The organism is Acetobacter sicerae (genome assembly GCF_011516765.1).
GTDB lineage: Bacteria > Pseudomonadota > Alphaproteobacteria > Acetobacterales > Acetobacteraceae > Acetobacter > Acetobacter sicerae.
The window spans coordinates 1-518 of the sequence record NZ_JAAABN010000092.1; the positions used below are offsets into that span (position 1 = coordinate 1).

Genomic DNA, 518 nt, shown 5'->3' on the forward strand with positions numbered 1-518 from the left:
GCGCCATTCGTGCAGGTGTCGATGCCGGAGATCGAGGTGCCGAGCAGGCAGATCGTCCCTGCGTCAACATTCCCCGCAGTCCCTGCCGTCTGGCACTGGACCGGCACCGTGATCGAGGCGGTCCCGATCGGTCGGATATATGCGCCGGACGCCGCAGACCACCATGGGTTCGACGAATCCTCGACCACCGCATAGATAATACCGGATGGCGTTTTGACTGTCGCGCCAACCGCAATCGTCGCGCTCTGCTGGTCGGGCGTGAACGAAATGAACGTCTCACTGCCTGTCGCCGCAGTGCCGCCCATCCGGGTCATCCCGAACTGCCCAACCCACGTATCAATGTCTGTGCCGCTCGACGTGCTGAGGTATATTTTCGCGTTGACCAGCAGCAGTTGATACTGGAACCACAGCCCCATTGCGGACACTGATTCCAGAATCGCCCGCAATGGCGTCCCGATGCCAACCGAAAGCAGCGACGCGCACGCCCCCTGCGCCGCCGTCACCGCATTGGAGACCAG

Annotated in this window: 1 protein-coding gene; it reads right to left on the bottom strand. The window is 62.4% G+C overall.

What is annotated here, in order from left to right:
* A partial coding sequence (locus GVI59_RS18750; RefSeq protein WP_173575546.1) for a baseplate J/gp47 family protein occupies positions 1–518 on the bottom strand: 518 nt, incomplete at its 3' end.